This window comes from Jiella sp. M17.18 (assembly GCF_041027365.1).
In the GTDB taxonomy this organism is placed as follows: domain Bacteria; phylum Pseudomonadota; class Alphaproteobacteria; order Rhizobiales; family Rhizobiaceae; genus VKMB-3413.
Genome location: NZ_JBFTEH010000003.1, coordinates 409,437 through 433,448 on the forward strand (window position 1 = coordinate 409,437; position 24,012 = coordinate 433,448).

Annotated in this window: 23 protein-coding genes; 14 read left to right on the forward strand and 9 right to left on the reverse strand. The window is 69.0% G+C overall.

Annotated elements, in window-relative coordinates:
- Window positions 1-57: 57 nt before the first annotated feature.
- The 7 genes from AB5S17_RS08335 to hrpB all read left to right on the forward strand — a co-directional run bounded on the left by AB5S17_RS08335 (window position 58) and on the right by hrpB (window position 6,176).
- Window positions 58-351 carry a DUF6516 family protein gene (locus AB5S17_RS08335; RefSeq protein WP_369238106.1) on the forward strand — a complete coding sequence of 98 codons (294 nt, stop codon included), beginning with the start codon at window positions 58-60 and terminating at the stop codon, window positions 349-351.
- Window positions 327-677: a transcriptional regulator gene (locus AB5S17_RS08340; RefSeq protein ID WP_369238108.1), complete on the forward strand. Its 351-nt coding sequence runs from the start codon at window positions 327-329 to the stop codon at window positions 675-677. Before AB5S17_RS08335 ends, AB5S17_RS08340 begins: the two co-directional genes overlap by 25 nt.
- A 67-nt stretch (window positions 678-744) precedes the next feature.
- Window positions 745-999, forward strand: coding sequence for a type II toxin-antitoxin system Phd/YefM family antitoxin (locus tag AB5S17_RS08345; protein WP_369238110.1), 255 nt, complete (start codon window positions 745-747; stop codon window positions 997-999).
- Window positions 996-1,268, forward strand: a complete 273-nt coding sequence (locus tag AB5S17_RS08350; protein ID WP_369238112.1) for a Txe/YoeB family addiction module toxin — start codon at window positions 996-998, stop codon at window positions 1,266-1,268. Before AB5S17_RS08345 ends, AB5S17_RS08350 begins: the two co-directional genes overlap by 4 nt.
- A 32-nt stretch (window positions 1,269-1,300) precedes the next feature.
- Window positions 1,301-3,025: an ABC transporter permease gene (locus AB5S17_RS08355; protein WP_369238114.1), complete on the forward strand. Its 1,725-nt coding sequence runs from the start codon at window positions 1,301-1,303 to the stop codon at window positions 3,023-3,025.
- A complete protein-coding gene (locus AB5S17_RS08360) occupies window positions 3,022-3,702 on the forward strand; it encodes an ATP-binding cassette domain-containing protein (protein ID WP_369238116.1) in 681 nt (226 codons plus the stop codon). Before AB5S17_RS08355 ends, AB5S17_RS08360 begins: the two co-directional genes overlap by 4 nt.
- Window positions 3,699-6,176 carry an ATP-dependent helicase HrpB gene (gene hrpB / locus AB5S17_RS08365; protein WP_369238118.1) on the forward strand — a complete coding sequence of 826 codons (2,478 nt, stop codon included), beginning with the start codon at window positions 3,699-3,701 and terminating at the stop codon, window positions 6,174-6,176. The genes AB5S17_RS08360 and hrpB overlap by 4 nt, the downstream gene beginning before the upstream one ends.
- 251 nt (window positions 6,177-6,427) lie before the next feature.
- Here hrpB and AB5S17_RS08370 read toward each other — a convergent pair whose 3' ends face one another.
- The 5 genes from AB5S17_RS08370 to AB5S17_RS08390 all read right to left on the reverse strand — a co-directional run bounded on the left by AB5S17_RS08370 (window position 6,428) and on the right by AB5S17_RS08390 (window position 12,812).
- Window positions 6,428-7,420: an ABC transporter ATP-binding protein gene (locus AB5S17_RS08370; protein ID WP_369238120.1), complete on the reverse strand. Its 993-nt coding sequence runs from the start codon at window positions 7,418-7,420 to the stop codon at window positions 6,428-6,430.
- Window positions 7,417-9,357, reverse strand: a complete 1,941-nt coding sequence (locus AB5S17_RS08375) for a dipeptide/oligopeptide/nickel ABC transporter permease/ATP-binding protein (protein WP_369238122.1) — start codon at window positions 9,355-9,357, stop codon at window positions 7,417-7,419. Before AB5S17_RS08375 ends, AB5S17_RS08370 begins: the two co-directional genes overlap by 4 nt.
- The gene (locus tag AB5S17_RS08380; protein ID WP_369238124.1) at window positions 9,354-10,298 is read right to left on the reverse strand and encodes an ABC transporter permease; all 945 of its coding nucleotides are present in this window, start codon (window positions 10,296-10,298) and stop codon (window positions 9,354-9,356) included. Before AB5S17_RS08380 ends, AB5S17_RS08375 begins: the two co-directional genes overlap by 4 nt.
- 292 nt (window positions 10,299-10,590) lie before the next feature.
- A complete protein-coding gene (locus AB5S17_RS08385; RefSeq protein ID WP_369238126.1) occupies window positions 10,591-12,144 on the reverse strand; it encodes an ABC transporter substrate-binding protein in 1,554 nt (517 codons plus the stop codon).
- A gap of 143 nt (window positions 12,145-12,287) precedes the next feature.
- The gene (locus AB5S17_RS08390) at window positions 12,288-12,812 is read right to left on the reverse strand and encodes a DUF4405 domain-containing protein (protein WP_369238128.1); all 525 of its coding nucleotides are present in this window, start codon (window positions 12,810-12,812) and stop codon (window positions 12,288-12,290) included.
- A gap of 298 nt (window positions 12,813-13,110) precedes the next feature.
- On the opposite strand from AB5S17_RS08390, the gene AB5S17_RS08395 reads away from it, so the two are divergent.
- Entirely contained in the window at window positions 13,111-14,022 is a 912-nt protein-coding gene (locus AB5S17_RS08395; protein WP_369238130.1) for a class I fructose-bisphosphate aldolase, read from the forward strand.
- A gap of 185 nt (window positions 14,023-14,207) precedes the next feature.
- Here the strand turns inward: AB5S17_RS08395 and AB5S17_RS08400 are convergent, their stop codons facing one another.
- Window positions 14,208-14,651 (reverse strand): cytochrome c family protein, encoded by a 444-nt coding sequence (locus tag AB5S17_RS08400; RefSeq protein ID WP_369238132.1) that lies wholly within the window; start codon window positions 14,649-14,651, stop codon window positions 14,208-14,210.
- Between the two features lie 698 nt (window positions 14,652-15,349).
- Here AB5S17_RS08400 and AB5S17_RS08405 point away from each other — a divergent pair.
- The gene (locus tag AB5S17_RS08405) at window positions 15,350-16,129 is read left to right on the forward strand and encodes an outer membrane protein (protein ID WP_369238134.1); all 780 of its coding nucleotides are present in this window, start codon (window positions 15,350-15,352) and stop codon (window positions 16,127-16,129) included.
- 152 nt (window positions 16,130-16,281) lie between these two features.
- On the opposite strand, the gene AB5S17_RS08410 is transcribed toward AB5S17_RS08405, so the two are convergent.
- Window positions 16,282-17,232 (reverse strand): carbohydrate kinase, encoded by a 951-nt coding sequence (locus tag AB5S17_RS08410; protein WP_369238136.1) that lies wholly within the window; start codon window positions 17,230-17,232, stop codon window positions 16,282-16,284.
- A gap of 163 nt (window positions 17,233-17,395) precedes the next feature.
- On the opposite strand from AB5S17_RS08410, the gene pcaD reads away from it, so the two are divergent.
- Window positions 17,396-18,199, forward strand: coding sequence for a 3-oxoadipate enol-lactonase (pcaD, locus tag AB5S17_RS08415; RefSeq protein WP_369238138.1), 804 nt, complete (start codon window positions 17,396-17,398; stop codon window positions 18,197-18,199).
- Window positions 18,196-19,269: a 3-carboxy-cis,cis-muconate cycloisomerase gene (locus AB5S17_RS08420; protein WP_369238140.1), complete on the forward strand. Its 1,074-nt coding sequence runs from the start codon at window positions 18,196-18,198 to the stop codon at window positions 19,267-19,269. Before pcaD ends, AB5S17_RS08420 begins: the two co-directional genes overlap by 4 nt.
- A 44-nt stretch (window positions 19,270-19,313) precedes the next feature.
- Here AB5S17_RS08420 and AB5S17_RS08425 read toward each other — a convergent pair whose 3' ends face one another.
- Window positions 19,314-20,807, reverse strand: a complete 1,494-nt coding sequence (locus AB5S17_RS08425) for a sensor histidine kinase (RefSeq protein ID WP_369238142.1) — start codon at window positions 20,805-20,807, stop codon at window positions 19,314-19,316.
- Between the two features lie 353 nt (window positions 20,808-21,160).
- Between AB5S17_RS08425 and AB5S17_RS08430 the strand changes: the two genes are divergently transcribed.
- Entirely contained in the window at window positions 21,161-21,778 is a 618-nt protein-coding gene (locus AB5S17_RS08430; protein WP_369238144.1) for a uracil-DNA glycosylase family protein, read from the forward strand.
- 55 nt (window positions 21,779-21,833) lie between these two features.
- Here AB5S17_RS08430 and AB5S17_RS08435 read toward each other — a convergent pair whose 3' ends face one another.
- Complete coding sequence (locus AB5S17_RS08435) at window positions 21,834-22,625, reverse strand: DUF3108 domain-containing protein (RefSeq protein WP_369238146.1); 792 nt, start codon at window positions 22,623-22,625, stop codon at window positions 21,834-21,836.
- Window positions 22,626-22,868: 243 nt separating this feature from the next.
- On the opposite strand from AB5S17_RS08435, the gene rpmB reads away from it, so the two are divergent.
- Both rpmB and AB5S17_RS08445 read left to right on the forward strand, forming a co-directional pair.
- A complete protein-coding gene (rpmB, locus tag AB5S17_RS08440) occupies window positions 22,869-23,174 on the forward strand; it encodes a 50S ribosomal protein L28 (protein WP_369238148.1) in 306 nt (101 codons plus the stop codon).
- A 111-nt stretch (window positions 23,175-23,285) separates the two neighbouring features.
- Window positions 23,286-23,978, forward strand: coding sequence for a queuosine precursor transporter (locus AB5S17_RS08445; RefSeq protein WP_369238150.1), 693 nt, complete (start codon window positions 23,286-23,288; stop codon window positions 23,976-23,978).
- Window positions 23,979-24,012 lie beyond the last annotated feature (34 nt).

Sequence of the window (24,012 nt, forward strand, 5' to 3'; positions counted from 1 at the left end):
CCGCGGGAGTGTTGGAGCTGTTGACAACGCCGACCGCGTGCGGCTTCATGTCAGTCGATGAAGGCGGAGCTACTCCTTCTCGAGCGGCAGGAATTGGCGGCCGGAGTCTTTACCGACCTGAAGGTCTGGCGCGTACCGCGAGTCGTCCGCGGATCGCTACACGCGTTCAAGTACTCGCTCGCCCTCGGGGCGGACGACGTTTGCGTCCTGCGATACGACAATGAGGCGGGCAAGGGTGACCATCGCCATCTCGGCCGGATCGAGGAGGCATACATGTTCCGCGACATCGACATACTGATCGCCGATTTCTGGCAGGAGGTGGACCAATGGCTGATGAAGCACGGACGGTAACGTTTTCCGTCTCGACGCGGGAAGACATCACCAGGAGATTGAAAGCCGCCTTCGCCGGCGTGCCGCAGGGCCACCACATTAGCTTCGCGACGCCGGAACTTCTGTGGCGGACGCTGACGGAGAAGCGCTGGGAGATCCTCAAGGCGATGACCGGGCAGGGCCCGCTGTCGATCCGCGAGGTCGCCCGGCGCGTCGGCCGCGACGTGAAGGCCGTGTACGGCGACGTCACCGCCCTCGTCACGGCCGGCGTGCTCGACCGCAGCGAGGCCGGCGTCGAGTTCTCCTATGACGCGATCCACGTGGACTTCGTCGTCGAGGCGGCGTGATCCGGACGCGCTTGCGGCCCTCGCTGGCCGGGCGTATCTGTACATAGACTTGTACTAGGAGCCGGTGATGCCTCACGTCAGCTTTTCCGAACTGCGGGCCAATATGGCTTCGCATTTCGACCGCGTGGAAGCCGATCGGACGGAATTGATCGTCACTCGGCAGAACCATGAGCCGGTGGTGGTCATGGCGCTTTCGGAGTGGGAGGCGATCCAGGAGACGATGCACCTCCTGAGCTCGCCTGCGAACGCGGACCATCTGCTGCGGTCGATCGCGGAACTTGATGCCGGCAAGGGTGAACATCACGACTTGGTCGAAGATTGAACATCATCTTCGCTCCGACCGCCTGGGAAGACTATCAGTATTGGGTGGCCAACGACCGCGCCGTCCTCGAGCGGTTGAACGCGCTCATCAAGGATGCGAGCCGCTCCCCCTTCGTCGGACTAGGTAAACCCGAGCCGCTGGTCGGAAAGCTGAAGGGCTGCTGGTCCCGAAGGATCACGCTGGAGCACCGCCTGATCTATCGCGTCTCCGGATCAGGCGACCAGCAGAATATCGAGATCATCGCCTGTCGGTGGCACTACAGTCGGTAGTGTCACTGTTGCGGATGAGCGAACTCAGGCGCGTGGTGACGACTTCGACGAACCGCTGGCGGAAAATAGAAGGAACAGCGCCTTGGCTGCTTCCCCTTCTCCTCGCCTTCCCGGTCGGGGTCGGCCTGCTCGGGGCGGCGCTGCCGGCCTTCGGCTACATGCCGGCGCTCGGCGGGACGACGCTGTCGCTCGCCCCGTGGCGCGCGCTCCTCGCCGAGCCTGGGCTCGGCGTCTCCATCGCGCTTGGGGTGGCCGCCGGCCTCGTCACGACCCTGCTCTCTGTCGCCGGTACCGCCCTGTTCCTCGCAGCCGCCTACGGCACGCGCTTCTTCCGGCTGGGCCGGCACCTGCTCGCGCCGCTCATCGCCGTGCCGCACGCAGCGGCCGCCTTCGGCCTTGCCTTGCTGATCGCGCCGTCGGGGCTCCTGTTCCGGGCTGCCGCGCTCCTCCTCGGCTTCGACCGTCCGCCGGACCTTCTGATCGTCGGCGACCCGCTCGGCCTCACGATGATCGCCGGGCTGATCGTCAAGGAGATGCCCTTCCTCCTCCTCGTGGCGCTGGCGGCGCTGCCGCAGGCGGATCCCGAGAGGCGACTGCAGCTCGCCCGCTCGCTCGGCTACGGCCGCATCGCCGGCTTCCTGCTGACGGTCTGGCCGGGCGTCTATCGCCAGATCCGCCTGCCGGTGATCGCCGTCGCGGCGTTCGCCTCCTCCGTCGTCGATGTCGCGCTGATCCTTGGGCCATCGACGCCGGCGCCGCTCGCGGTGCGGCTGGTCGCCTGGATGAACGATCCGGACCTGACGCGGCGCTTCGAGGCCTCGGCCGGGGCGCTCCTGCAACTCGGCGTCACGCTCGCGGTCATCCTCGTCTGGCTGGGCGGGGAGCGGTTCGCCGCGATCGCAAGGCAGCGCATGTCAGAGGCCGGACGTCGCTTGGCGCGAGACGCAATGGCGCGCCCGGTCGCGGCGCTCCCGGCAGCGCTGGCCGGCCTCGCCGTCCTCGGCGGCCTCTTCATCCTGGCCGCCTGGTCGTTCGCCGGCTTCTGGGCCTTTCTGGATCTCGCGCCACGCGCCTGGACGGTCGGAGGCTGGGCGCGTGTGCTCGGCCCGGCGGCAGGTCCCCTGCGGACCGCTTTCACGGTCGCGCTCGCCGCGGCCTGCCTTGCGCTCGTGCTCGTCGTTCTCATGCTCGAGGGTCGGCGGACATCCGCACCCGGCGGCGACCAAAGCCGCCTGCCGGCGATAACGACCGCGCTCCTGTACCTGCCGCTGATCGTGCCGCAGGTCGCCTTCGTCTTCGGCCTGCAGGTGCTGATCCTCGCGGCTGGCCTGACGCCCTCGCTGCCGCTGCTCGTCGCGGTCCATCTGATCTTCGTCGCGCCTTACGTCGCGCTGGCGCTTGCCGACCCGTGGTTCGCGCTCGATCCGCGCTACGAACGGGTCGCATCGAGCCTCGGCCGCTCGCGCCTTGCCGCCTTGTGGCGCGTGCGCCTGCCGATGCTGGCGGCGCCGATCCTTTCGGCCTTCGCCATCGGCTTCGCCGTTTCGGTCGGGCAGTATCTGCCGACGGTGCTCATCGGCGCCGGGCGCCTGCCGACAATTACCACCGAGGCGGTGGCGCTGGCTGCCGGTGGGAACCGGCGCGTCATCGGCGTCTATGCGCTCCTGCAGACGCTGCTCCCCTTCCTCGCCTTCGCGCTCGCCGCCGCCGTTCCGCGGTTGCTCTGGCGCGGCCGGCGGGGCATCAGACCGGCATGAACGAAGATGCCGGACTTTCTCTGGAGGGCTTGGAGATCAGCCTCGGCGCTCGCCGGCTGCTGCAGCTCGACCGCGATGTCGCGCCAGGCGAGACGCTGAGCGTGATGGGCCCGTCCGGCTCCGGCAAGTCTACGCTCTTCGCCTTCATCGGCGGCTTCCTGGGCCCCGGCTTCTCCGCCTCCGGCCGCATCCGGCTGAACGGGCGCGACGTCACCGGCCTCGCGCCGGAGCACCGGCGGATCGGTCTCCTCTTCCAGGACGCGCTGCTCTTCCCGCACATGTCGGTGGGCGGCAATCTGCTCTTCGCCCTCCCGCCCCACATCCGGGGCCGCAGGGCGCGGCGCGCCGCCTGCGAAGCGATGCTGGCAGACGTCGACCTCGCCGGCACGTTCGACCGCGACCCGGCGACGCTGTCGGGCGGGCAGGCGGCGCGCGTCGCGCTGGCCCGCACGCTGATCGCCGAGCCGGAGGCGCTGCTCCTCGACGAGCCTTTCTCGCGGCTCGACGCCGGGTTGAAGGACATGGTCCGCGCCCTCGTCTTTACCCGCATCGCCGAGCGGCGAATTCCCGCCGTGCTCGTCACCCACGATCCCGCCGACGCCGAGGCCGCAGGGGGCGCGGTGGTCCGCATCGGCGGAACTCCGGAGGTAAGCCGGCAAAGCAAGGGTGCGGCATGAGGTCGGTCACGCTTCCCGCCCTGCCGGTGTCCGAGGTGCTGACCGAACTCGCCGCCGCTCTCGACGACAAGGGCCGCGCCGTCCTCGTCGCGCCGCCGGGCGCCGGCAAGACGACGCTGGTGCCGCTGCATCTCCTCTCCGCGCCCTTCATGGGCTCCGGCAAGATCATCCTGATCGAGCCGCGGCGTCTCGCCGCCCGCGCCGCCGCCCGCCGCATGGCCGAGATCCTCGGCGAGGACGTCGGCGAGACTGTCGGCTGGCGCATGCGGCTCGACACCAAGGTGTCGGCAAAGACGCGGATCGAGGTCGTCACCGAGGGCGTCTTCACGCGGATGATCCTCTCCGACCCGGAGCTGTCCGGCGTCTCGGCTGTCCTCTTCGACGAGTTCCACGAGCGCTCGCTCGACGGCGATTTCGGCCTGGCGCTGGCGCTCGACGTCGCCTCCGCGCTGCGCGAGGATCTGCGGCTGCTCGTCATGTCCGCGACGCTCGACGGCGCCCGCGTCGCGACGCTGCTCGGCGAGGCCCCGGTGATCGAGAGCGCCGGCCGCGCCTTTCCCGTCGCGATCCGCTATCGCGAGCGGCCGGGCACCGAGCGCGTCGACGATGCCGTCGCATCCGCCGTGCGCGAGGCGCTGGCGGAGGAGATCGGCAGCATCCTCGTCTTCCTGCCCGGCCAGCGCGAGATCGAGCGTGTGGCCGAGCGGCTGGCGCCGGTGGTGCCGGCGGATGTCGCCATCGCCCCGCTCTACGGTGCGCTGGAAGGGAAGGCGCAGGACCTTGCGGTGCGGCCGGCACCGCCGGGAACGCGTAAGGTGGTGCTGGCGACGGCGATCGCCGAGACCTCGCTGACCATCGACGGCGTCTCCGTCGTCATCGACAGCGGCCTGAAGCGCCAACCGGTGTTCGAGCCTTCGACGGGCCTATCGCGGCTGGAGACGGTGCGGGTCTCGCGCGCCTCCGCCGACCAGCGGGCCGGCCGCGCCGGCCGCACTGCGCCGGGAACCGCGATCCGGCTCTGGCGGGCCGAACAGACTGCCGCGCTCGATGCCTTCGACCGGCCGGAGATCCTCGCAACCGACCTCTCCGGCCTCGTGCTCGACTGCGCGGCCTGGGGCGTGAGCGAGCCCGCCGACCTCGCCTTCCTCGACCCGCCACCAGCCCCCGCCGTCGCCGAAGCGCGGGCGCTGCTCGCCGAGATGGGCGCACTGGACGACAGCGGTCGCCTGACCCCGGTCGGCGCGGCAATGCGCGCTCTGCCGCTGCCGCCGCGCCTCGCCCGCATGGTGGCGGGCGTCGAACCGGCGGACCGGCGCGATGCCGCGCTCCTTGCCGTTCTTCTCACCGAGCGCGGCCTCGGCGGCAACGACTCCGACCTCGCCGAGCGCCTGCGCCGAACACGCGGCGAGAAAGGCCAGCGGGCCGAGGGCGCGCGCAATCTGGCGCGGCGGATCGCCGAGACGGCCGAGCGGGCGGCGCGCGACGTCGGCATCGCCGCCGAGGAGACCTCGGGCGATCCCGGCGCCATGCTTGTGCTCGCCTATCCCGACCGGGTGGCGATCGCCCGCGGCGCGCGGGGGAACTTCCTGCTGACCAACGGCCGCGGCGGCGTTCTGGACGAGACTACGGCACTCGCCCGCGAAAGCGCGATTGTCGTCGCCGAGCTGCAGGGTCAGGCGCGGGCCGGCCGGATCCTGTCGGCCGCCGCCCTGTCGCCGGCCGCCTTCGAGCGCATCGTCGCGGCGCGCGGCGTGAGCGAGGACGTCGTCGCCTTCGACGCGCCGAGCCGCGCGGTGCGGGCACGGCGGGTGACCCGGCTCGGCCGCGCCACCCTGTCGGAAGCGCCGCTGCCGGCGCCGTCCGGCCCGGCGGCGGAGCAGGCGCTGGCGGCCGGAATCCGCGGCCTCGGCCTTGCCGCGCTGCCCCTCGGCAAGGAGGGCGAGCGGCTGCTGCGCCGGCTGCGCTTCCTCGCCAAGGCCTATGGTCCGCCCTGGCCGGACCTGTCGAACGCGGCGCTGCTCGCGACGCTGGAGGACTGGCTGACGCCCTACATCCCCGGCGCGACCAGCCTCGCCGCAATCGCGGGCGGCCAGATCATGCAGGCGCTGCAGGGCCTCGTCCCGCCGGAGCTGCAGGGCCGGCTGGAGGACCTCGCACCGACGCATTTCGACGCGCCGTCCGGCTCACGCGTGCCGATCCGCTACGAGGAGGAGCAGCCGGTGCTGTCGATCCGGGTGCAGGAACTCTTCGGCCTGACCGAGCATCCCGCCATCGCCGACGGCAGGCTGAAGCTGACGGTCGAACTGCTTTCGCCGGCGCACCGCCCGATCCAGATCACCCGCGACCTGCCGGGCTTCTGGAAGGGGTCATGGGCGGACGTGCGGGCGGATCTGAGGGGCCGCTATCCCAAGCATGTGTGGCCGGAAGACCCGGCGAACGCGGCCGCGACGGCGCGGGCGAAGCCGCGGACGTGAGGGAGTGGAGAGGAGGCTTCGGCCGGAAGCGCTGCGCCTGTCGCGCCCCCCTCTGCCTGCCGGCATCTCCCCACAAGGGGGGAGATCGAACCTACGCGACTGCTTCCGCCGACTGGATACAGCCACCCCTTGCCGTAACGCAGACGGAAAGGCGACGCCGGCGAAGCAGCTGATCTCCCCCCTTGTGGGGGAGATGCCCGGCAGGGTAGAGGGGGGCGCGAAGAGTGCAAGCCTTTGCAGGTTATGGCACCTCAGCCCCGATTCCCCAGCGGATGCAGGCAGGCCGCGCGCTGCGCCTCGCCGCGCCGTGCCGCGTCCAGCGGGGGGATCGCCTGACGGCAGTCCGCCTGCACCCTCGGGCAGCGCGGCGCGAACGGGCACCCCGGCGGCGGGTTATACGGATCGGGCAGTTCGGCGATGTCGTCGGCCGTGCGTTCCCGCTTCCGGCCCGGCACCGGCGCGGAATCGAGGAGCAGCCGCGTATAGGGGTGCAGCGGCGCGGCGAAGAGGTTGCGGGCCGGCGCTTCCTCGACCAGCGAACCGAAATACATCACCGCCACCCGCGTCGCGACGCTTTCAACCACCGCGAGGTCGTGGCTGATGAAGACGTAGGTGAGGCCGCGCTCGCGCTTCAGCCGGTCGAGGAGGTTCAGCACCTGCGCCTGCACCGAGACGTCGAGGGCCGAGACCGGCTCGTCGAGGACGATGACGTCCGGCTCGGCGGCGAGCGCGCGGGCGATGCCAATCCGCTGCGCCTGGCCGCCCGAGAATTCGTGCGGATAGCGCTCGAGGAATTCGGGCCGAAGGTTCACCGCCTCGACGAGCTCCGCGAGCCGGCGTTTGCGCTCCTCCGCATCAAGGCCCAGCAGATGGCGCATCGGCGCTTCCAGGATGGCGCGGATCGTCTGGCGCGGGTTCAGCGACGACACCGGGTCCTGGAAGACGTACTGCACCCGCTTCGCCAGTGCCCGCGTGCCGGCCCTGGTCAGATCCTCGCCGTCGAGGCGGATCGTGCCCGAGGACGGCCGGTCGAGACCGACCAGCATGCGAGCCAGGGTCGACTTGCCGCAGCCGCTTTCCCCGACGATGCCGAGCGTCTCGCCTTGCCGAAGCTCGAGCGTCAGCGCCCGCACCGCCGTCAGCCCGGGCTCGCGCGCACCGAACACCGTGCGTCCGCCGCCGAAGCGGCGGGTGAGGTCGCGCACGTCCATCAGCGGCGTCGTGGTGGGTGCGGCGGTGCTCACGACAGCGTCTCCCCGGGCTCCAGCGGGTGCAGGCAGCGTGCTGCGAGCGAGTCGCGCTTGGGCGTCAGCGGAAGTTCGCCGGTGCGGCAGTCCGCCTGAACACGCGGGCAGCGGTCGGCGAAGGCACAGCCCGGCGTAAGCGCATCGACCGCCGGCGGGCGGCCGCGGATCGCGTCCAGCCGGCGCTCCGGCTCGCCCATCACCGGGACGCAGTCGATCAGCATGCGCGTATAGGGATGCGCGGGTTCGGACAGCACTTCGTCGGTCTTTCCGGTCTCGACGATGCGGCCGGCATACATCACCGCGACGCGCTCGCAGATCTCTGAGACGACGCCGAAATCGTGGGTGATGAAGAGAACGGCGGCGTTCTTCTCGCGCCGCAGCTCGTCGAGGAGGCGCAGCACCTGCGCCTGCACGGTGACGTCGAGCGCGGTCGTCGGCTCGTCGGCGACGATCAGCTCCGGATCGTTGGCGAGCGCCATGGCGATCGAGACCCGCTGCCTGAGGCCGCCGGAGAGTTCGTGCGGATAGGCCTTCATGCGCTCGGCGGGGTTCGGGATGCGCACCAGCTCGAACAGCCGCCGCGTCTCGGCGTCCGCGTCGCGGCGGGAGAGCGGCCGGTGGGCGCGGATCGCTTCCGCCACCTGGTCGCCGACCGGGAAAAGCGGGTGGAGCGTTGCCAGCGGGTCCTGGAACACGTGGGATACGGCGCCGCCGCGCAACTCGCGGATGCGCGCATCCCTGGCGTCGAGCAGATCCTCGCCCTTGAAGGCGACCGTCCCGCCCGCCACCACGCCCGGCGGCGAGGGGACGAGGCCCATCAGGCTCATCGCCGTTACCGACTTGCCGGAGCCCGACTCGCCGACGAGGCCGAGGCATTCGCCGCGCGCGATCTTGAGGTCGACGCCGCCGACAGCCTTGGCGGTGCTGCGGCCCATGTGGAATTCGGTGCTGAGATCACGGACGTCGAGCGTCGCCTCCGGGTCGGGCTCCTCCTTCGGCCGGCGGCGGTCGCGGACGATCGCGGTACGCGCCGAGGGCCGCGTCAGCGCGCCGGATCTGAGACGCGGGTCGAGCACGTCGCGGATGCCGTCGCCGAGAAGGTTGATCGCCATCACGATCAGGAAGATCGCAAGGCCCGGCACCAGCGACACCGCCGGCGCGGTGAACATCACCTTGCGGCCCTCGCCGAGCATCGAGCCGAGATCGGCCTGCGGCGGCTGCGCGCCGAGGCCGAGGAAGGAGAGGCCGGCCGTCTCCAGGATCATCCAGCCGACGGTGGTCGACAGGGTGATGACGATGGTCGGCAGGACGTTCGGCAGGATTTCGGTCGCAAGGATCCGGACCGGCCCTTTGCCGGAGAGCTTCGCCGCATCGACGAATTCGCGTCGGGCAAGGCCGAGCGTGATGCCGCGGATGTTGCGGGCGAAGAAGGGGATGTTGACGATGGCGATGGCGTAGAGCGCGTTGACGAGCCCCGGGCCGAGGATCGCGACGATGGCGAGCGCGAGGAGGATGTACGGGAAGGCCATCAACAGGTCGATGCCGCGCATCATCGCCTGGTCGGTGCGCCCGCCCGCATAGCCTGCGACGAGCCCGATCGCCGAGCCGGCCAGTGCCGCGATCAGCGAGGCGGAGACGCCGACGGCGAGCGAGACGCGCGATCCCCAGACGAGGCGCGAGAGGACATCGCGGCCGAGGGCGTCGGTGCCGAGCGGATGGGCCGCCGAGAAGAGCGGGGCGAGACGGTGGGCCGGGTCGGTGGCGTCGGGGTTCTCCAGCGGCAGGATGGGCGCGGCGAGCGCGGCGACGACGATCACCGCGAGGACGACGAGGCCTGCTGTCGCCAGCCGGTTGTTCATCAGAAGCGCGAAGGAGGAGGGGCGCGAGGAGTGCTCCGACCTCTCCGCGACGGGTTCTGCGGCCGCGGCGGTCATCTCAGCCTCGGGTCGATCAGCATCTGGCAGATGTCGGCGGCGAGGTTGACGAGGACGTAGGCGGTGGCGACCACGAGCACGCCGCCCTGGACGAGCAGGATGTCGCGCTGGGCAATCGCGTTGACCAGCATCGCGCCGATCCCCGGCCACTGGAACACCGTCTCGATATAGACCGCCCCGCCGAGGACGAAGCCGGCCTGGATGCCGATGACCGGGATGACCGAGACCAGCGCCGCCTTGAAGGCGTGGCGGTAGATCACCCGGCGTTCGGCGAGGCCCTTGGCCCGTGCGGTGCGGATATAGTCCTGGCGCAGCACCTCCAGCATGGCGGTGCGGGTGAGGCGGGCGATGACGCCGGTCGCGACGGCGGCAAGGGTGATGGCGGGCAAAGCGAGGTGGTGCAGGATGTCGAGCGGCCCGCCGCCGCCATAGATCGCCACCATGCCGCTCGCCGGGAAGAGCCGCGTCTTCACCGCGAAGAACAGGATCAGGATCAGCCCCAGCCAGAAGGACGGCACCGAAATGCCGATGAGGACCAGAAGCGTGATCGCCTTGTCCGCGAAGCCGAACTGGCGCACGGCCGAGACGATGCCGGCGAGGAGCCCGAAGACCGCGGCGAGGACCAGCGCCGCGCCGGCGAGCAGCAGCGTCGCCGAGAAGCGCTCCGTCACGATGTCGATGACCGGCCGGTTCAAGGCGTAGGACCGGCCGAAATCGCCGTGCAGGATGCCGGTGATCCAGGCGAGGTATTGCAGCGGCAGCGAGCGGTCGAGGCCGAGGGAGGCGTTGAGCCTGGCGACATTCTCCGGCGTCGCATAGGCGCCGAGGATCGCGGTCGCCGGATCGCCGGGGATCAGCGCGATCATCAGGAAGACGAGGACCGACAGGCCGAACAGCACGGGGATCGCGGCGAGAAATCGCTTGAGGATGGTCGCGGTCATGCGGCGGCCTGCCTGGAATGGCAAGAGTCCGCGCCGGCCTCATCCTCGAAAGCCGCGCCCATCGCGCCCCCCTCTGCCCTGCCGGGCATCTCCCCCACAAGGGGGGAGATCGGCAGCTTCGCTGGTCTGCCGCCAGACTTCACCGATCCTGCAATCCCGGCAGATCGAGGGTTGGCGAGGGCCTTTACGCAGGGTCGATCTCCCCCCCTGGGGGGGAGATGGGCGGCAGCCCAGAGGGGGGCGTCTGGCGCAATCATGGCAGACAGAGAGCGAGCGTCGACCAGCCTCCCGCTCACCCCTTCGTCACGTCCTTCAGGATGAGCAGGAACGACGGCTCCAGTTCGAAGCCCTTCACCGCCGCCGTTGCCACCGCGTTCTGCTTCCAGTTCGCGATGAAGGCCCAGGGTGCGTCGTCGTGGACGATCTTCTGCACCTGTTCGTAGAGCTTGCCGCGCTTCGCCTGGTCGGTGGTCTTGCGGGCTTCGTCGAGCAGCTTGTCGACCTTCGGGTTGGAGTAGTAGCCGGAGTTGAAGCCGCCGTCCTTGGGCATGGCGTCCGACCGCAGCGCCAGGAAGGGCAGCGTGTCCGGGTCGTTGGTCATCCAGGCCATCTCGGCCATGTCGGCCTTGCCCTTCAGCCCGGAGTTCACGTTGGCGAGGAAGGTGTTCCACTCATAGGTCTCGATCCGCACCTTCAGACCGACCTTCTTCAGGTCCGCCTGGATCGCCGTCGCCATCGCGACGGGGTCGAGCATGCCGGAGCCGCCCTGCGCGACGTAGAAGGTCACCGTCTTGCCCTCGGCGCCGGCCTCGCGGATCAGCTTCTTCGCCTTGGCTGGGTCATAGGGATAGGGCTTGACCGAGCCGTCGGTGGCCCAGCCGAAGGCCGGCGGGATCGGCCCGGCGGCGACGTCGGCGGTCCCCTGCAGCACGTCGTCGACCAGCGCCTTCTTGTCGATCGCGTAATTGACCGCCTGCCGCACCCGCTTGTCCGAGAACGGGCCTTCCTTGGTGTTGAGGATCAGGAACCAGAGATGCGGGCCGGCCTGCTCGTAGACCTTGTAGGCGGCGTTGCCCTTGAACTGGCTGAGGCTGTCCGGCGGGACCTCGACCATCAGGTCGATGCCGCCCGAGAGCATTTCGGCGACGCGGGTGTTGGCGTCGGTGATCGGGCGGAAGACGACCGCTTCGAGCTTCGGCGCGCCGTCCCAATAGTCCTTGTTTCGGGTGACGACGACCTTGGTGTTCGGGTCCCATTCGGCGAACTGGAAGGCGCCGGTGCCGACCGGATGGCGGCCGAAGTCCTTGCCCCATTTCTTCACCGCGGCCGGCGAGACGATGAGGCCCGTTGGATAGGCAAGGTTCGACAGGAAGGGCGCGAAGGGCTGCTTCAGCTTGAAGACGACGGTATGCGCGTCCTTCGCGGTGACGGTGTCGACCTGCGAGAAGAAGAAGGCGAGCGGGAAGGGGCCGGTATCGTGGTACGGGTTCTTGTCGTCGAGCATGCGGTCGAAGGTGAACTTCACCGCGTCGGCGTCGAAGGGCGTGCCGTCCTGGAACTTCACGCCCTCGCGCAGGTGGAAGGTGTAGGTCGTCCCGTCGTCCGAGATGTCCCAGCTCTTCGCCAGCGCCGGCTCGACCTCGAGCGTCCCCTTCTTGAAGCGCACCAGCCCGTCATAGACGTTCATCAGGATGCGGAAGTCGTTGGTCGCGGTCACCGCCTGCGGGTCGAGCGACTTCGGCTCGGCAATCTGCCCGACGATGAGCACGTTCGGCGGCGTCTGCGCGGCGGCAGGACCGATCAGGGCCAGGAGGAACGCGGCGGCAACGGTGAAGAACCATCTCATGAAAAGGGGCTCCGTCTGTTCGACTGGTCGATGCCTTAGGATGGACCACCGGGAGGTGGGATCAACCGTTTGCCGCGACCAAAGACGGAAAAGGCGGGTCGGCGTCGCAGCCGTCCGGCCCCGAAGCCGGCTCGTCCGAGGCGTCAGTTCGCCGGCGCGCCCGGCACTCGCTGGACGAGGACGGTCATCAACTCCCGCTCGCTCCTGCCCGAGTGCTGCGCGACAGCCCGCAGCGGCGTCGTCGCGTCGGCAGCCGGGAAGCCGGCCTTCTGCAGGCTCGCGACCACCGCGTCCGCCGGCTGCCCGACGAGCCCTGCAAAGCCGGCCGCAGAGCCGGACAGGACCGTCTCGGCGAGGGCGAACTGCGGCGGGCCGCCCCGTTCGCGTGTGGCGCTGCTGCCGGTCGGCACGACGAAGAGCGCCGCCGCGACGAGCGAGACGGCGAGGGCTGCGAGCATCGGCGGGCGGCGGAAATAGTTCGAGAAGGCGCGCCAGTTGCGCCAGATGTGCAGCACGAAGGGCAGGATCAGCACCATGCTGAGCCATTCGTGCATGCTGTGGAAGAAGCCGGGGCCCCAGTGGAAGAAGATCAGCACGCCCGAAACGAGCGAGACCAGGAAGAACCCCGTGATGAGGGGCGTCGCATAGCGCTGGACGAGGGGCTGCATCGGCATGGCCTCCGGCATTGGGACGAACAGGTGCTCAGTGTAGCCATCGCCGCGTTTCGGTGTTTGAAACTTCATGACGAAGTGTAGCTTTCGCGGAAAATTCATCTTGCTGCGCAGTGCTTCGGCGTAATGGCCGCCGCTTCGAACGAAGAGCCGAGCCGCGCAGACAGTTCTAACCGATTTTAATTTGGTGGCGGCGTGCCGGACGACTGGACGCAGCCTTGGCGCGACGCCAATAAGAAGGTCCCGCGGCGCATGAGCCCGCTTGCCCGACTGTCCTGTCGAAGGAATACGACCCATGCTGAGAACCGAGGCCGTCCGGAACATCCTGTCCTGGTACGAAGGCGAGACGCCGGGCCTGAAGAGCAATCTGTCGCGGCTTTTGATGCATGGACGCCTGGCCGGGACCGGCCGCGTCGTGATCCTGCCGGTCGACCAGGGATTCGAGCATGGGCCGGCGCGCAGCTTCGCGCCCAATCCGATCGCCTACGACCCGCATTACCTCTACGAGCTTGCCATCGATTCCGGCGTCTCCGGCTATGCCGCTCCGCTCGGCCTTCTGGAGCAGGGCGCCGACACCTTCGCCGGCGAAGTGCCGCTGATCCTCAAGGTGAACAGCGGCAACTCCCTCGTCTCGGGCGCCGACCAGGCGCTCACCGGGACGGTGGAAGACGCCATGCGTCTCGGCTGCGTCGGCGTCGGCTTCACCATCTATCCCGGCGCCGATGCCTCCTACGGGATGATCGAGGAGTTGCGCGAGATCAGCTACGAGGCGAAATCGCGCGGCCTGATCTCCGTCGTCTGGTCCTATCCGCGCGGCGGCAAGGTGTCGAAGGAGGGCGAGACCGGCCTCGACATCATCGCCTATGCCGCGCACATGGCGGCGCTGATGGGTGCGACGATCATCAAGGTGAAGCTGCCGTCGGCGCACATCGATCTCGACGCGGCGAAGTCCACCTACGAGAAGTATCCGGTCGACGTGAACGATGCGGCGGCGCGCGTCCGCCACATCATGCAGGCCGCGTTCAACGGCAAGCGCATCGTGGTCTTCTCCGGCGGAGCCGCGAAGAACACGCCGGAGCTCCTCGACGAGGTCCGCGCCATCCGGGAGGGCGGCGGCAACGGCTCGATCATCGGCCGCAACTCGTTCCAGCGTTCGAAGGCCGACGCGATCGACCTTCTGAACCAGGTCATGGACATCTACGCCTGATTCAACGGCGCGGCGTCCAGCGGCAGGGCTCGCCGCCGCCGCTGCCAGGCTCACGCTCGGGACGCCGCGTCCGGTGTGCGGATCGCAAGGGCGCGGAACCGAGGCTTCAAAAGCGAACGGCCGCCCGATGGGCGGCCGTTGCATATTGACTGGAGCTATCTGCAGCGCGGGATAGGCCGCGTCGCCTACTTGCTCGCGGCCGCCTTCAGGGCAGCGGCCGGATCCTGGCTCTTGCCGTCCGCGTCGAAGCTCGCGAGATAGGTGATCACGTTGATCCGGTCCTTCTCGTCCTTCAGGCCGGGAAAGACCATCTTCGTGCCCTTCACCACCGCCCGCGGATCGGTCAGCCACTTGTCCAGCAGATCCTCGTTCCAGGCGGTCTTGTCCGCCGCCCACTGCTTGAACGGCGTGGAGAAATTGTAGCTGGCCGGCTCGCCCGGCTTTTCGCCGACGACGCCGTTCAGATAAGGGCCGATGCGATTCTTGGCGCCGGGGCCGATCGCGTGGCACGCGCGGCACTTGTTGAACACCTGCTTGCCTGCGGCCGCGTCGCCGACCTGCTGCGCATACGCGCCCGAGGTGAGGGCGAGAGCGACGGCCGCGCCAGCGGCCAGAGTGATGATACGCATGGATCCTCCACGAATGAATCGGTGCCAATGGGCCCAACCACGCGGATCATATTGAACGATTCCAGATATTGGCAACGGTTGCGGGGGGCGACATCGTGGCCGCATTCGTTCCCGGCTCCGGGCGTCCGCCGATGCGCGCGAGGAAGCGCGGGCACCCGCGATCCAGCCCTCCGCGCGAGGACGCCCGACAGTCACACCAATTCGTGAGCGGCTGCCGACTTTTCCGTGGGGTGCTTCGCGCTGCAATCAAGGCGGCGCAAATGTGGCCGCGCTTGCAGCGGTGCGATCGAGCGGAACGGGGAGCGAAAGGCTCGAAAGGCGGGCGAAGCGGGGTCCAACGGGGCCGGAAGCGGTGCGCCGGGGTCGGATGCCTTCCGTAACGATAGGAAAACAATCTGCCTTGAAGTTGCCATCTTCGTAAACGGCGAGCGCGTTCGCCGCTTCGGCGTAAACCATGGATTTTAAGACAGAATCAACGGTCCGCGGTTAGCAAGGGTTTACGACGCTCTGGTGGGTCGGACGGGCCGTTGCAGTCCGGCAACAGAGCGGAGAAGACCGCAGTCCTGCCATGTTTCCGGCACGGCGGCGACCCATAACCCCTCGCGAACCCGCTGGAACGGGTATCGCACATCCGGCCCCCACGCGGGCGTAGAGGCCGGATCAGATGTCGCGGAAGCGACGGAATTTGGAGTACAGTCATGAAACGCGCTCTTCTGCTTCTGGCCGCCTCGGCCTTCGTCACGCCGGCCTTCGCCGCGGACATCATCGCGCCGCAGCCGCCGGCTCCGGCTCCGATGACCATCGAGCCGGTGACCACGACCAAGACCTGGACCGGCATCTATGTCGGTGGCCAGGCCGGTGCCGCCTTCGGCAACAGCGACAACGGCGCCGTGTTCGATCCGGGCAACAACGGCGCCTTCAACAACGGGCTCTTCGGGCACGACAACAATGCCGGCTTCGTCGGCGGCGCCCATGTCGGCTACGACTACGAGCTCTCGAACGGCTTCGTGCTCGGCGCGGTCGCCGACATCAACTACATCGACGGCAAGGAGAAGCGCTCCTACACCGTGGGCGGCGGCACCTTTTCGACCGAGAGCGACCTCAACTACTTCGGCACGGTCCGCGGCCGTCTCGGCTATGCCTTCGACAGCCTGCTCGTCTACGGTTCGGGCGGTCTCGCCTATGCCGGCGTCGACAACAAGACGACCTACCCGGCGGGCGGCAACTACGCCGGCTACAATTTCAGAACGAGCGGCGACAAGGCCGACTTCGGCTATTCCGTCGGCGGCGGCGTCGACTACCTCGCGACGCAGCATCTCTCCTTCGGCGTCGAGTATCTCTACACCAATCTCGGCTCGAACAAGCAGACGATCACCGGCACGAACGGTGCCAACACCGTCAGCTTCAGCAGCAATTCGAACAACAACGATCTCGACTTCCACACGGTCTGGGCCAAGGCCTCCTACCGCTTCAACTAAGCGGTTCGTGTGATCCGACGGCCCCGGCAGGTACCGGGGCCGGACGAGACGGAAATGGAAAGCCGGCCGGATCGCTCGATCCGGCCGGCTTCATTTTTGCGAGCGATGCTGTTCCGTGTCAGGCCGCCGCCGGGTTCGCTTGCGCCGCCGGTTCAGCCTAGCGGCGGAAGGCCGAGGTCGTCTCGCCGGGGCAGGTCGGCGCCGCGCCGCGAGCAGGTGACGGCGGCGGCCGAGACGGCGAAGCCGACGAGATCCTCGACCGCGCCTCTGTCGAGCGACAGGAGGGCGTCGCGGGACAGCAGGCCGCGTTCCTGCAGCCAGGCGAGGAGCGCCGCCTGGAAGGTGTCGCCGGCGCCGACGGTGTCGACGACCGTGACCGCGCGGCCCGGAATTGCCGCTTCGACGCCGCCGGCGGACCGGACGACGGCGCCCGCTCCCCCTCGCGTCACCACCGCCATCGCCGCGCCCGCGCCGATCCAGTCTGCGAGCACGCTGTCGATGCTGCGGCCGGGGAACAGAAGCTCTAGGTCCTCCTCGCTCGCCTTGACGACGGCGGCATGCGGCGCGAGTTCGGCGACCTTGGCGCGCCAGACGTCGAGGTCGGGCACGACCGAGGCGCGGATGTTCGGATCGTAGGAGATGAAGCGGCGGGAGGCTTCCTCGCGGACGAGACGGGCGAGGGCGGAGGCGGTCGGCTCCGTCACCGTCGAATAGGACCCGCCGATATGGATCGCCGTCACCTCGTCCGGCAGGGTCGGCACCTCGTCCGGCGAGATCGAGCGGTCGGCGGTTCCCTCGATATAGAAGGAGTAGCGGGGCGTGCCGTCCGCGCCCAGCGAGACGACGGCGAGCGTCGTGTTGCGATCGGTCGCGATCAGGAAGCGCTGGTCGATCGCTTCGCGCTCCATGAAGGCGCGGATGCGCTGGCCGAAGAGGTCGCCGGAGATCTTCGAGAAATAGGCCGAGCGATGCCCGAGCCGTGCGAGGCCGAGAGCGGCATTGAGGGCCGATCCCCCGACCCTGCCGGCGAGGGCGATCGACGCGACGTCGTCGCCCGCGTCGGAAAACAGGTCGAACAGCGAGTCGCCGCAGCTCAGGAACATTTCGCCACCTTCCGATAAACGCCCAACGGCCATTTGACCCGCCGCTAGCAGGATTGCGGCGCCCGGAAAAGGCCCGCAGATCCTGCCGGCGGGCGCGTGCCCTTTCTTCGCCGGTCGCCGCCGCTATCATCGCGGACCGGAAGCAGGGGAAGGAGTCGCCGCAATGCCGTTTGCCCGCGTCAACGGGATCGTCGTCCACTACAGGCTCGAGGGCGAGGCCGGCGCGCCGGCGCTGGTGCTGATCAATTCGCTCGGGACCGATTTCCGCATCTGGGACGACGTCGTCGCGCGGCTGTCCGGCAGCTTCCGGATCCTGCGCTACGACAAGCGCGGCCACGGCCTCTCCGAGGCGACGCCCGCGCCTTACGCGATGGCGACGCACGTCGCCGACCTCGCCGCCCTGATCGATCATGTCGGTCTCGACAAGCCGCTCGTCGTGGGGCTGTCGATCGGCGGGATGATCGCGCAGGGGTATGCCGCCGACCGGCCGGAGCGGCTCGCCGGGCTCGTCCTGATGGACACGGCGCACAAGATCGGGACGCCGCAGTCCTGGAACGAGCGCATCGAGGCGATCGAGGCGGGCGGCATCGCCGCTCTCGCCGGCCCGATCCTGGAGCGATGGTTCACGCCGGACTATCGGCGGCCGGACAATCCCGCCTTCACCGGCTATGCCAACATGCTGACGCGCACGCCGGTCGAGGGCTATCTCGGCAGCTGCGCGGCGCTGCGCGACGCCGACTACACCGAGGAAGCGCGGGAGCTCGCTCTGCCGGTCCTCTGCGTCGTCGGCGATCAGGACGGCTCGACGCCGCCGGATCTCGTGCGCTCGACCTCGGAGCTGATCGAAGGCGCGCTGTTCGAGATCATCGCCGGTGCCGGTCACCTGCCGTGCATCGAGCAGCCGGAGGCGACGGCGGCGCTGGTGGAGGACTTCGCGCAGTCGGTGTTCGAAGGAGGCGTCCCATGAGCGCCTCGGCCTTCGACCATCCGATCCTGTCCGGCCTCGTCGGCGACGAGGAACTCGCGACCTATTTCACCGCCGCCGCCGAGATCGACGCGATGCTGGCCTTCGAGGCGGCGCTGGCCGAGGCCGAGGCGGAGGCCGGGATGATTCCGTCGGAAGCCGCCGAAGCCGTCCGGGCGCGACTGGAAGCCTTCTCCCCGGACCTCGACGCGCTGGCGCAGGCGACCGCGCATGACGGCCTCGTGGTGCCGGGCCTGTTGAAGCAGCTTCGCAGCAGCCTCGATCCGGACGTCGCCCAGGCCTTGCACAAGGGCTCGACCAGCCAGGACGTGATCGATGCGTCGATGGCGATGCGGCTGCAGGGCGCCTCGCTGGTGCTCGACCGGCGGCTGGAGGCGATCGTCGACGCCTTCTCGGATTGGGGCCTTCGCGACGGCGAGCGGGTGGTCATGGCGCATACGCGCATGCAGGCGGCCAAGCCCGTGCGCTTTGCCCGCAAGATCGCCTCCTGGACCGATCCGCTGGTGCGCTGCCGGCTGCGTCGGGAGGAGATCGCGCCGCGCGCCTTCGCGCTGAGAATGGGCGGCGCCGTCGGCGACCGCGCCGGCTACGGCGATGCGGCGGACGCCATCGCCCGGCAGGTCGCCCAGACGCTCGGCCTCTACGAGGCGCCGACGGCGCTGCATTCGGAGCGCGACGGCATTGCCGAACTCGGCAGCTGGCTGTCGCTGATCACCGGCGCGCTCGGCAAGTTCGGGCAGGACGCGGCGCTGAGCCTGCAGAACGAGGTGGGGGAGCTGAAGCTCGAAGGCGGCGGCGGCTCCTCGGCGATGCCGCACAAGAACAACCCGGTCGGCGCCGAGGTTCTGGTGACGCTGGCGCGCTTCAACGCGACGCTCGTCTCCGGCCTGCACCAGGCGCTGGTCCACGAGAACGAGCGCTCCGGCGCCGCCTGGACCCTGGAATGGATGCTCCTGCCGCAGATGGCGATGGCGGCGGGCGCGGCGACCCGGATCGCGGGCGACCTCATCGGACGCCTGTCGGTCACCGCAGACGCCGGCGAGGTGGGGTAAGGCCTGCGCTGCCTCCGACGTCCTTCGCCGCCGCGGCTGCGGGATCAGGGATAGTCGTCGAGCGCCGGCATCGCCTCGAGGACGCGTGACGGCGGGAAGATAGCGATCGCCTCCGTGCCTTCGCGCAGGCGCGACAGCAGCTCGAAATTGCCGTTGTGCAGCTTCATCAGCGCCTGGACGATCGGCAGGCCGAGCCCGGTTCCCTGTTCGGCGCTCTTGATGGCGCTCGACCCCTGTCCGAAGGAGGAAAGGACGATCGGGATCTCCTCCGCGGGAATCCCCGGACCGTTGTCCCGGATCGAGACATACTGGCCGCCGCCGGCGGTCCAGCCGACGCGCAGCACGATCTCGCCGCCGCGCGGGGTGAACTTCACGGCGTTGGAGAGAAGGTTGATGATCACCTGCCGGGCGGCGCGCTCGTCGGCCCAGAGCGCCGGCAGGTCCGGCTCGAACTCGGCGCGCAGCCGCAGATCCTTCGCCTCGGCCTTGATCCTCAGGATCGCCAGGCAGTCTTTGGCGATGGCCACCAGCTCGACCGCCTCCTCGTTCAGCGCATAGCGCCCCGCCTCGATGCGCGACAGGTCGAGGATCTCGTTGATCAGGCCGAGGAGATGCTGGCCCGAGGCGTGAATGTCGCCGATATATTCCTTGTAGGCGTCGGTGCCGATCGGGCCGAGGATCTCGTGGGTCATAACCTCGGAGAAGCCGAGGATGGCGTTGAGCGGCGTGCGCAGCTCGTGGCTGATCGTGGCGAGAAACTGCGACTTCGCGGAGTTGGCGTCCTCGGCGCGGCGGCGCGCCTCCTCGGACAGGAGCCGCGCGGTCTCCAGCTCGGCAATCAGCTCGTCCTTGTCGGCTTGGTAGGCGATGCGCTGGATGGCACTGCGGCGCAGGATCTCCGCGACGACCGCGAAGAACGGCACGGCGCCGACGAGAACGGCCTTCATCGCCAGGCGCGCCGGTTGCGGATCGGCGATCATGCCCCAGCACAGAAGCGCGACCGGCACCGCGAAGGTGAGGGGCACCGCGGCTTTCAGGCTCGACGAGATCATCGCGGTCGAGGCGATGGCGAGGAAGAGCACGGTGAACTGGAAGATGTCGAAGCGCATCGGCGTGCAGGCGGCGCAGTCGAAATTCGCGAGATACGCCCAGCACAGCCCAGCCGCGGCATGGCCGAGCAGGAAGAACAGCCGCCAGCGCGGAGGATCGACGCTCTCGACCGGCTGGCTCGAAAACCGATGGGCGAGGACGACCAGCGCCAGATAGGCGGCGAGCGAGAAGGTGGTCCAGAGCGAGGCGGCCAGCGGGCCGGTGAACAGCGACAGGCCGAAGCCCGTGAGCATGACCGGGAGCGGCAGGACGACCGCCATCGCCCGCAGCGCAGCGGCATGCTGGGCGAGCAGTTCGCGATCGAATCGCGGTGCGAGGCCGCCGCGCGTCGACAGCCGCTCGCGTGTCGCCCGCACCGTCTGAGCGAGGTCGCGATTGCGCCCGCGGCGAAGGGCGAACTCATATGTGGGCGGTGCTGCGATGGACATGAAACTCGTACAACTGGCTGTCTTCGCATTCGGACGGTGCCCATTCTGTTTCGAGAAGCTTAAAGAAATGCCTTAAAGAACCTGAAAGATCGGAATGGTTGTGGATGCGCCGGTCTCCTTGCAGCTTTCGCGATGCATGGGAGCAGCCTGCGCAGCCTTCTCGCAGCCGGCCCCGCCGTCCCGGGGACCGCGGCAGCACGACCGGCCGGCCTGCAGATCGAGATGGAGATGATGAGGCCGTGACGCGTGATGACGGCTGCCGAACCGCAGCATCGACCGCGCCCGCAGGCGCCGGGCACGAGTCCGCGGGACGCGACCGGGAATCAGGCGTCCGCCCGGCCGACCCCGTTCCCGTGCCCCGCGAGACACCGGAAGCGCTCTATCGGCGTATCCGCGCCTGCCGCATCTGCCGCGATTCGCCGGCAGGCGAGCCGCTGCCGATCGAGCCGAACCCGATCCTGGCGATCTCCGGCACCGCGCGGCTTCTCATCGCCGGCCAGGCGCCGGGCAATCTCGCCGACAAGACCAGCACGCCGTTCAACGATCCGTCCGGCAGGCGGCTGAGGGAGTGGATGGGGATCGGTCCGGACGTCTTCTACGACCCGGCGCGCGTCGCGATCCTGCCGATGGGCTTCTGCTTTCCCGGCAACGACGCCAAGGGCGGCGACCGGCCGCCGCGCCGCGAATGCCGCGCCACCTGGCATGAGCAGGTCATGCGGGCGATGCCGCAGGTCGAGCTCATCCTGGCGATCGGCCTCTACGCGCAGGACTTCCACATCATCGGGCGCCGCCGGCCGCTGGCCGAGACCGTCGCCGACTGGCGCGCCGTCCTCGCAGGCGGCGGCGCCTACGCGCCGGTTCTGCCGCTGCCGCATCCGTCCTGGCGCAACAATGGCTGGCTGCGGCGCCACCCGTTCTTCGAAGCCGAGCTTCTGCCGGTCCTGAAGCAGCGCGTCGCCGCCCTCGTCTGAAGCGCGTCGGCCGGCTGCGGTCGCCGGCCGCGCGGGCCGCTCTGCCGCGAGCGGGCTATTTCACCGCGACCGACAGCGCCTGCAGCGTCAGCGGGCCGATTGTCGTCGGGATGCGGGCGTAGACCGGCACGAAGACGTCCTTCTGCGCGATCGGCGCGAACCACAGCTGGATGGTCTGGTCCTTCAGGAACTTCAGCCCCTTCGACGCCGTATCGTAGCCGCTGACCGGATCGATGCGCGCCTCGCACACCGTGGCAGGGCCGTTGTACCCGGGCATCTTGAAGCTGTTGCTTCCGCCAGGCGACAGCTCGAGGTCGAGCCGCGACCACCCGTCGAACAGCGGCAAGGTCCGCTGGCAGACCGAGGCGGGATTCGTGGTCTTGATCATCATGCCGCTGAGCGGATCGACCACCGCGGCGAGCTGGCTCTTCTCAACGGGGATGTAGGTCGGCTTCTCGTGCTTGCTGCGCTTGGGACTGACACTGGCAAAGGTGACGCGACCATCGTTGAAGCGCACGTCGCTCTTCCAGCGCTTGGAGTCGCTCGTATAGTCGAGACCGTAGCGCTGGGCCGAGAAGCCCCCGCTGCCGAACCGGCCGGACACATGGCTGGTGCCCTTGGTCTCGGACACCAGCGCGCCGAGGCCGGCCGAGGACAGATGGCCGTCGACGCTGAACCGGCTGCCGTCGATCACGGTGTCGAAAGACGCCTTGCCGATCAGGAGACCGATGATCGCCATGCCGTAGTCGGTGGTGACGGTCTTGGTCTCGGCGCTCGCTCCGGCGCTGCCGATGGGCGTCAGGGCGATCTGTGAGGCCAGTGCGAGGGCGATCCGCGGAAGTTTCATCCGGATGATTCCAGGAGCGAGAGACTGAGGGGGAGGGGCGTGGGGCTGAGGATCGGTTGCGGGCCGAAACGGGACCGTTTTGTGGCGCTGCGGGACACGATCGCGATATCGGCCGCGGGTTGACGCTTTCGCAGTCTCGGACTATAGAGCCCGACGACTTTCCGATCATGCCCGACAGCGATGATCGCGCCGATTTCGGCGGCGCGTCGTGTTGAGCATTAGATTACTCTGAAAGGTGATGAGATGTCACGCGCCTGCGAACTCACCGGCAAGGCTGTCCAGTCCGGCAACAATGTCAGCCACGCGAACAACAAGACGCGTCGCCGCTTCCTGCCGAACCTGTGCAACGTCACGCTGATCTCCGACGCGCTCGGCCAGAGCTACCGCCTGCGGGTCTCGGCCTATGCGCTGCGTTCGGTCGAGCATCGCGGCGGCCTCGACGCCTTCCTGATCAAGGCCGACGAGAGCGAACTGTCGCAGCGCGCCCGGCTCCTGAAGCGCCAGGTCGCCAAGAAGCTCGCCGAGACGGCCGAGCCCGCCGCCGCCTGAGGCCGTGCGCGGCCCCTGCCGCGCTTCGCCTGACACCATGCAGCATGCCTGAGACCGGGCGCCCGATGCGGCGCGCCGGTTTCTGCTGGTTCCATCACCCAGGATAAAAAAATGCCGAGCCTCAAGACCTATTCGCTGCCCGTGGCAGCCATGGCGCTGATCGTCCTCGCCTCGAACGTGCTGGTCCAGTATCCGGTGTTCGGGCAGGTGGGCGGGCTGCAGCTCGCCGACGTCCTCACCTGGGGCGCCTTCACCTATCCCTTCGCCTTCCTGGTGACCGACCTCACCAACCGCCGATTCGGACCGCGGATCGCCCGCCGCGTGGTGTTCGCAGGCTTCGTCACCGCGGTTCTCGCCTCGCTGGTCGCGCCGCCGCTGCTCTTCGATCTCGGCCTCCTCCAGTTCCCGACCAGCGGCGACCGGCTGTTCCGGATCGCGGTGGCGTCCGGTGCCGCCTTCCTGATGGCGCAGCTCCTCGACATCGCCGTGTTCAACCGGCTGCGGCAGGAGAGCTGGTGGCGCGCGCCGGCGGCGTCCTCGCTGTCGGGCTCGGTCATCGACACGCTGACCTTCTTCTCCGTTGCCTTTGCGCCGCTGTTCGTCTTCGTCGGGCCGAACGACGATTTCGCGCTGCAGAGCGCCAGGCTCTTCGGCGTCTATGCGGTCGAGGCGCCGCGCTGGATCTCCTGGGCGATGGGCGATTTTTCGGTGAAGCTGATGATCGCGGTCTTCGCGCTGGTGCCCTACCGCATCATCATGCAGCAGTTCATGCCCTACCGGGTCCCGGCGACCGCTGCGCGCTGACCGGGCGCCGGCGCCTGGCCTCGGCCGCGAGGCG